1 pseudogene is annotated in these 308 nt (G+C 65.6%); it reads left to right on the top strand.

Annotation, left to right across the window (positions count from 1 at the left end):
- Positions 1-16 precede the first annotated feature (16 nt).
- Positions 17-308, top strand: a pseudogene (locus EN786_RS36960) (hypothetical protein); the annotation flags it as partial.

Below are 308 nucleotides of genomic sequence, written 5' to 3'. Positions count from 1 at the left end.
ACAGCAGGAGCCCATCATGAGCACCGTTCCCAAGGCATCCGAGCAGCAGGGCGCCGACAACCAGAACGACAGCGGCGGCGAGTATTTCGAGGCGCCGACCACCGAGGCCAATCTGCAGGAGGTTTCGGACGAGCATTTCGACACACCCGAAGTGCCGGACTCCGAACCGACGCCGCCCGACGCGTCGCGGATAAAGCCCAGGAAGAAACCGTCGGCGATCTCGGGCCGCAAATTCCGCAAGCGCGACCTGGTGCGCATCGACACGCTGCGCCCGAGCCTTGCCGACCGTATCCGCTCCGACCATCCGG

This window comes from Mesorhizobium sp. M4B.F.Ca.ET.143.01.1.1 (assembly GCF_004792275.1).
Classification (GTDB): Bacteria; Pseudomonadota; Alphaproteobacteria; order Rhizobiales; family Rhizobiaceae; genus Mesorhizobium; species Mesorhizobium abyssinicae.
The sequence above is the reverse complement of the archived record's forward strand: the minus strand, read 5'-3'. Positions and strand labels throughout refer to the sequence as shown.